Source organism: Streptomyces sparsus (assembly GCF_054776295.1).
On the sequence record NZ_BAAHCA010000209.1, the window covers coordinates 1 to 6,488 of the forward strand.

Annotated in this window: 6 protein-coding genes and 1 riboswitch; of the genes, 1 reads left to right on the forward strand and 5 read right to left on the reverse strand. The window is 69.1% G+C overall.

The features are described from left to right. Nucleotides 1-208: 208 nt before the first annotated feature. Nucleotides 209-326, reverse strand: a riboswitch (SAM riboswitch). A 139-nt stretch (nt 327-465) separates the two neighbouring features. From trpD to ctaE, 5 genes are all read right to left on the reverse strand, one after another. Next, the gene (gene trpD, locus ACYVE9_RS12295) at nt 466-1,530 is read right to left on the reverse strand and encodes an anthranilate phosphoribosyltransferase (RefSeq protein ID WP_461027838.1); all 1,065 of its coding nucleotides are present in this window, start codon (nt 1,528-1,530) and stop codon (nt 466-468) included. A 120-nt stretch (nt 1,531-1,650) separates the two neighbouring features. Then, on the reverse strand, nt 1,651-3,288 hold the full coding sequence (gene qcrB, locus ACYVE9_RS12300; protein WP_461027839.1) for a cytochrome bc1 complex cytochrome b subunit: 1,638 nt from the start codon (nt 3,286-3,288) through the stop codon (nt 1,651-1,653). Next, nucleotides 3,285-4,349 carry a cytochrome bc1 complex Rieske iron-sulfur subunit gene (gene qcrA / locus ACYVE9_RS12305; RefSeq protein ID WP_461027840.1) on the reverse strand — a complete coding sequence of 355 codons (1,065 nt, stop codon included), beginning with the start codon at nt 4,347-4,349 and terminating at the stop codon, nt 3,285-3,287. Before qcrA ends, qcrB begins: the two co-directional genes overlap by 4 nt. After that, entirely contained in the window at nt 4,346-5,170 is an 825-nt protein-coding gene (qcrC, locus tag ACYVE9_RS12310; protein ID WP_461027841.1) for a cytochrome bc1 complex diheme cytochrome c subunit, read from the reverse strand. Before qcrC ends, qcrA begins: the two co-directional genes overlap by 4 nt. Before the next feature lie 85 nt (nt 5,171-5,255). Continuing rightward, entirely contained in the window at nt 5,256-5,876 is a 621-nt protein-coding gene (ctaE, locus tag ACYVE9_RS12315; RefSeq protein WP_461027842.1) for an aa3-type cytochrome oxidase subunit III, read from the reverse strand. Between the two features lie 238 nt (nt 5,877-6,114). Between ctaE and ACYVE9_RS12320 the strand changes: the two genes are divergently transcribed. Further along, nucleotides 6,115-6,488 (forward strand): hypothetical protein (locus ACYVE9_RS12320; RefSeq protein ID WP_461027843.1); only part of this gene is annotated, 374 nt, incomplete at its 3' end.

Consider the following 6,488-nt stretch of genomic DNA (forward strand, 5'->3'; position numbering starts at 1 on the left):
CGCCGCGGCGGTGGGGTCCCCGGCGGCGTGCGCGGTGGCGGCGGGGGCGGGACGGCAGGGGGCGGCAGCGGATGCGGACATGCGGATGTCTCCCGAAGGGCAAGGGTGGAGGGGTGGTTCGGAGCGGCCGACGGACCGTGCCGGCGGGGACGTGCGGGGGTGGGGCGTGACGCCCTACCGCATTCGCCTGCTCATCGGGGAACTCCCTCTACCGCGCTTGCCGCAGACCTTGCTGCCTGCGGCCGGGTCATCACCCGGGGCACCCCGCCACGGAAGGAGGGTTGCCGGACAGCGGGCCGGGGCCGAAATCGCTGTCACTCGTGACCTGCCGTGAGTATGGCACAGCCGCCCGTCGACGGCACAGCGGCCGTCCGGATGGTGAACACCGGGGCGGAGACGCACGTGAGCCGGGCGGGCGGCCCCCGCGAGGGACCACCCGCCCGGGTGACACCGGCTGCGTGCGGGTCAGGCCTGGCTGGCCGTGACCCATCTGTCCAGGGCGGCTTTGGCCGCGCCGGAGTCGATGGCCTCGGCTGCCCGGACCATGCCCGCGCTGAGCTGGTCGGCCAGCGACGCGTCCGTCGGGGTCAGGGCCACCAGCGCGGCGGCCGAGTTGAGCAGCACCGCGTCCCGCACCGGTCCCCGCTCCCCGTCGAGCAGGCGGCGGGCGACATCGGCGTTGTGGGCCGCGTCGGCACCGCGCAGCGCCTCCACCGGCACCAGTTGCAGCCCGACCTCGCGCGGGTCGAACGACTGCTGCTCCACCTGGTGGTCGCGGACCGTCCACACCGTGGAGGTGGCGGTGGTGGTGAGTTCGTCCAGCCCGTCGTCACCGCGGAAGACCAGGGCGGAGGTGCCGCGTTCGGCGAGCACCCCGGCCATGATGGGCGCCATGCGGGCGTCCGCGACGCCGGTCGCCTGGGCGCCCACCCGTGCCGGGTTGGTCAGCGGGCCGAGGAAGTTGAACGTGGTGGGGATCCCCAACTCGCGCCGCGCGGCGGCCACGTGGCGCAGGGAGGGGTGGAACTTCACCGCGAAGCAGAAGCTGATGCCGGCCTCCGCGGCGACCTCGGCGACCCGCTGCGGGCTGAGGTCGAGATTGACGCCGAGCTTCTCCAGCACGTCGGACGAGCCGCTGGCCGAGGACGCCGCCCGGTTGCCGTGCTTGACGACGCGGGCTCCGGTGCCGGCCACGACGATGGCCGACATGGTCGAGATGTTGACCGTTTTCGCCCGGTCGCCGCCGGTGCCGACGATGTCCACCGTCGGCCCGGGCACCTCGATGGTGTTGGCGTGCTCGTACATCGTGCGGACGAGGCCGGACACCTCGTCGACCGTCTCGCCCTTGGCGCGCAGGGCCACCGCGAACCCGGCGATCTGGGCGTCGGTGGCCTCGCCGAGCATGATGCGGTCCATCGCCCAGGCGGTGTCCCGGGAGGTGAGGTCCTGACCGGCGAGGAGGGCGCCCAGGACGTCCGGCCAGGTGCGGGCCGCCGCGGTGTCGCCTCCGGTGGGGGTAACAGCGCTCATGGGTCACGCTCCTGGTCACGGGTCGGTCACTGCTGCCGACACCCTATCGAGCCGCGGACACGCCGCAGGGCCCCGTCCATGCTGCGGACGGGGCCCTGCGGTCGGCGGAGGCCGGGTGGATCAGTGGTGGCCGTGGCCGCTCATGATCTCCTTGTACTCCTCCGGGGTGGCCTTGGGGATCTGGTTGCCGGGGCCGTAGTAGCCCCGGTTGAGCCGTACCCGGACCCGCTCGATCGGCCCGACCTTGCGGCGCACGCCGTTGGCGTCCTCCGCTGCGGGCAGTTCGGCGGGCTCGTACTGCTCGTGCTGGGTGAGCAGGTGCAGCTTGTCCTGCGGCAGCGGCTCGTGCACCTCGATGAACTCGCCGTGCGGCAGCCGCTTGATGACTCCGGTCTCCGCGCCGTGCAGGACCTTGTCCCGGTCGCGGCGCTGGAGGCCGAGGCAGATCCGCTTGGTCGCGATGAACACCAGTACCGGCACCACGAAGAAGCCGATCCGGACGAACCAGGTGATCGCGTTGATCGACAGGTTGAAGTGGATCGCCCAGAGGTCGTTGCCACCGCCGATCAGCATCACGAAGTACCAGCTGAGCCACGCCATGCCGAACGCGGTCCGGGTCGGGGCGTTGCGGGGGCGGTCCAGCAGGTGGTGCTCCCGCTTGTCCTTGGTGACCCACGACTCGAAGAACGGGTAGACCGCGATCGAGGCGAGCACCAGCGGGAAGATCATCAGCGGTACGAACACACCGAAGTTGATGGTGTGGCCGGTCGGGATGACCCACTCCCAGCCGGGCATGACGCGGATGAGCCCCTCGGAGAAGCCCATGTACCAGTCGGGCTGCGCGTTGGTGGACACCAGGTCCGGCCGGTAGGGGCCGAGCACCCACACGGGGTTGATGCTGACCGTCGCGGAGATGACCGCGATGATGCCGAAGACCAGGAAGAAGAAGCCGCCGGCCTTGGCCATGTACACCGGCATCAGCGGGAAGCCGACGACGTTGTTGTTGGTCCTGCCGGGACCGGGGTACTGGGTGTGCTTGTGGTAGAAGACCAGGATCAGGTGGGCCACGACCAGGCCCAGCATGATGCCCGGGAGCAGCAGCACGTGCGCGGTGAAGAAGCGCGGGATGATCTCGGTGCCGGGGAACTCGCCGCCGTAGAGGAACATCGCCAGGTAGGTGCCGACCAGCGGCACGGCCAGGATGGCGCCCTCCATGAACCGGACGCCGGTGCCGGAGAGCAGGTCGTCCGGCAGCGAGTAGCCGGTGAAGCCGGTGAACATGCCCAGCACCAGCAGCAGGAAGCCGAACAGCCAGTTCAGCTCGCGCGGCTTGCGGAAGGCGCCGGTGAAGAACACCCGCATCATGTGCACGAACATCGCGACGAGGAAGATCAGCGCCGCCCAGTGGTGGATCTGCCGCATGAGCAGACCGCCGCGGACGTCGAAGCTGATGTCGATCGTCGAGGCGTAGGCCTCGGACATCAGCACACCCTGCATCGGCACGTACGGGCCGTCGTAGTGCACCTCGGCCATGCTCGGCACGTAGAACATGGTGAGGTAGACGCCGGTCAGGATGATGATGATGAAGGAGTAGAGCGCGATCTCACCGAGCAGGAAGGACCAGTGGTCGGGAAAGACCTTGCGCAGGTTCTTCTTCGCCGCGCCGTAGATCCCCAGACGGCCGTCCGCCCAGTCCGCGACCCGCTCGCCCGCGGGAGCTTTGCCCCGGGTGTTCGGACTATCGGTTGAAGTGCTCATCCGCGCTCCCAGAAGCTCGGGCCGACGGGCTCCGCGAAGTCGCCCTGGGCCGCGAGGAAACCGTCCTCGTTGACGCTGATCCTCAACTGCGGCAGGGGGTGCCCGGCCGGGCCGAAGATCACCCGTGCGCCGTCACTCAGGTCGAAGGTCGACTGGTGGCACGGGCACAGGACGTGGTGGGTCTGCTGCTCGTAGAGGCTGACCGGGCAGCCGACATGCGTACAGATCTTGGAGAAGGCCACGATGCCCTCGTAGGACCAGTCCAGTTCCTGCTTGTCCTTGATGTCGTTCGGCTCGAGTCGGACGATCATCAGGGCCGCCTTGGCGATCTCCCGGTGGAAGTCGTGGCTGTCCTCCTCGAGGCCCTCGGGCTTCGCGAAGGTGAGCGACCCCACCGTGATGTCCTCGGGCCGCAGCGGTTCACCGGTGTTCTGGTTGACCAGCAGCAGGCCCTTGCGCCACATGGTGTGGAAGAGCTTGTCCCCGGGCAGCGGGCCCAGGTCGCGCAGCAGCACGACGCCGGACAGCGGCACCAGGGCCAGCGCGCCGAACATGGTGTTGCGGATCAGCTTGCGGCGGCCCAGACCCGAGTCGGCGGAGCCCGTGGTGAACGCCGCGAGCGCGGCGGCCTTGGTCTCCTCGGTGGCACCGATCGGGTGCCGCTCGCCGATGACCTCCTCGCCGTTCATCAGGGTGCGCGACCAGTGGACGGCTCCCGCGCCGATGCAGAGCAGCGCGATGCCCAGCGTCATGCCGAGCGCGAAGTTCAGCGTGCTGATGTGCCCGAGCGGGAAGATGTACCTGATCTGGTCCACCGGGAAGATCACGTACGAGGCGATGAAGCCGATCGTGGCGACCATCGACAGGGTGAACAGCATCGCCACCACACGCTCGGACCGCTTGGCGGCCCGCTCGTCGATGTCCTGGATGCGGTGCTCGTGCGGCGGCAGGCCCGGGTCCTTGAACGGATTGTCCGCAGCCGCGGGGGCGTTGCCCCCGTGGCCCTGCGCCGCCGGCAGGTTCTCGTCTGGCACGTCGTGGGATCCAGTCTCGCTACTCATGACTTCCTGGCCTTGGCGTTCCGGGCTGCGACCCAGACGGTCACGCCCACCAGGACGGCGAGGGCGATGGTCCAGGCGAAGAGTCCCTCGCTGACGGGACCGAACCCTCCGAGACCCCACCCACCGGGGGTCGGCGTCTCCGAGGTGTTGACCTTGTCCAGGTACGCGATGATCTGTCGCTTCTCCTTCTCCGGCAGGACGCTGTCCGGGAAGGCAGGCATGTTCTGCGGGCCGGTCTCCATGGCCTCGTAGATGTACTTCGGGTCGACGTCGTCGAGGCCCGGGGCGTACTTGCCCTCGGTCAGAGCGCCGCCCTCGCCGGTGAAGTTGTGGCACTGGGCGCAGTTCTGCCGGAAGAGGTTGCCGCCCTCGGCGATCTCCTCGCCGCTGAGGCCCTCGGGGCTGTACTCCTCCTTGGTGGGAACGTCGGGGCCGGGGCCCAGGGAGGCGATGTAGGCCGCGAGCGCGTCGATCTCCTCCTGGGAGTAGACCTTGGGCTTGGCCGGCGCCTGGACGCCGGGCGCCTGCATCGGCATCCGGCCGGTACCGACCTGGAAGTCGACGGCTGCGGCGCCCACGCCGACGAGGCTGGGGCCGTCGCTGCTGCCCTGGCCACCGGTGCCGTGGCAGCTGGAGCAGCCGACGGCGTAGAGCTTCTTGCCCTCCTCGATGGCGAGAGACTGCGCGGCGGCTGAGGCGTCGGCCTTGGCTTCACCCGCAGGTGCAAACGCGGCGTACAGCCCCCCGGTAGCCGCCAGCGCGAAGAGTAGAACGACGATCGCCGCCAGCGGATGGCGCCGTCGTGCGGAGAGCTTTTTCACGGATTACCCCGGGTGTCAGGATCTTCTGCGTCGATGCTTCTGGATGTGTCTGTCTGCAAGCAGTACCGGTGCGCGCGCCCCGGCACTACTTGATCAGGTAGATCGTGGCGAAGAGCCCGATCCAGACGACATCGACGAAGTGCCAGTAGTAGGACACGACGATGGCGGCGGTCGCCTGATGATGGGTGAACCGCCTGGCCATGTACGTCCTGCCCAGGACGAAGAGGAACGCGATCAGACCTCCCGTCACGTGGAGGCCGTGGAAGCCGGTGGTCAGGTAGAACACCGACCCGTACGGGTCCGAGGAGAGCGAGAGCCCCTCGTGCTTCACCAACTCCACGTACTCGGTGATCTGACCGCCGATGAAGACGGCACCCATCACGAAGGTGATCACGAACCAGCTCCGGAGCTTCTTCACGTCCCCGCGCTCGGCGGCGAAGACGCCGAGCTGGCAGGTCAGAGAGGAGAGCACCAGGATCATGGTGTTCGTCGCCGCGAACGGCAGGTTCAGGGCGCTTGCCTGTTCCTGCCAGTAGTCGGCTCCCATCACCGATCGCAGGGTGAAGTACATCGCGAAGAGGGCCGCGAAGAACATCAGCTCGGAACTCAGCCAGATGATGGTTCCGACGCTGGTGAGGTTCGGCCGGTTGACCGACGGGTGCGCGTGCCCGGTTTCTACTGCTGTTGCTGTCGCCACGACCGACATTATGTCGGTCGCTTATTCCGTCCTCACTTCGGGGGGTGCCGTTCGGTGTGTCCGACCGTCGTACGCAGGTCGGAAGCGCGTCACCGGGGCCGGGTCCGCGGCGCCTCCTGGGCCCTTGCGGCGACCGGCTCCGGCTGCTCCCTTGGGGCTCGTTGAGGGAGTACGATCCCGGGCAGCGCTCCGATGTGCTTCTTGACGTTTCGCTCACCCCACCCAGGTACGACCACGCGGAGGAACGATGCAGCCCACGGCCACGGTGCTGGTCTACAGCGACGACGCGAACACCCGGGAGCAGGTGCGGCTCGCCGCGGGCCGCCGTCCGGCCGCCGACGTGCCCGCGGTCGAGTACCTGGAGTGCGCCACGCTGCCGGCCGTGCTGACGGCGCTGGAGCAGGGCGGCGTGGACGTCTGCGTGCTGGACGGCGAATCCGCACCGGCGGGCGGCATGGGCGTGTCGAAGCAGATCAAGGACGAGATCTACGACTGCCCGCCGGTGCTGCTGCTCATCGGCCGCCCGCAGGACGCGTGGCTGGCGGACTGGAGCCGTGCCGAGGCCGTCGTGGCGCACCCGGTCGACCCGGTGGCGCTGTCCGGCGCGCTCGCCGGTCTGCT

Excerpts from the sequence above, each read along its gene's own strand:
- trpD (WP_461027838.1), bottom strand. The coding sequence starts at position 1,530 with ATGAGCGCTGTTACCCCCACCGGAGGCGACACCGCGGCGGCCCGCACC.
- qcrA (WP_461027840.1), bottom strand. The coding sequence starts at position 4,349 with ATGAGTAGCGAGACTGGATCCCACGACGTGCCAGACGAGAACCTGCCG.
- ctaE (WP_461027842.1), bottom strand. The coding sequence starts at position 5,876 with ATGTCGGTCGTGGCGACAGCAACAGCAGTAGAAACCGGGCACGCGCAC.
- qcrB (WP_461027839.1), bottom strand. The coding sequence starts at position 3,288 with ATGAGCACTTCAACCGATAGTCCGAACACCCGGGGCAAAGCTCCCGCG.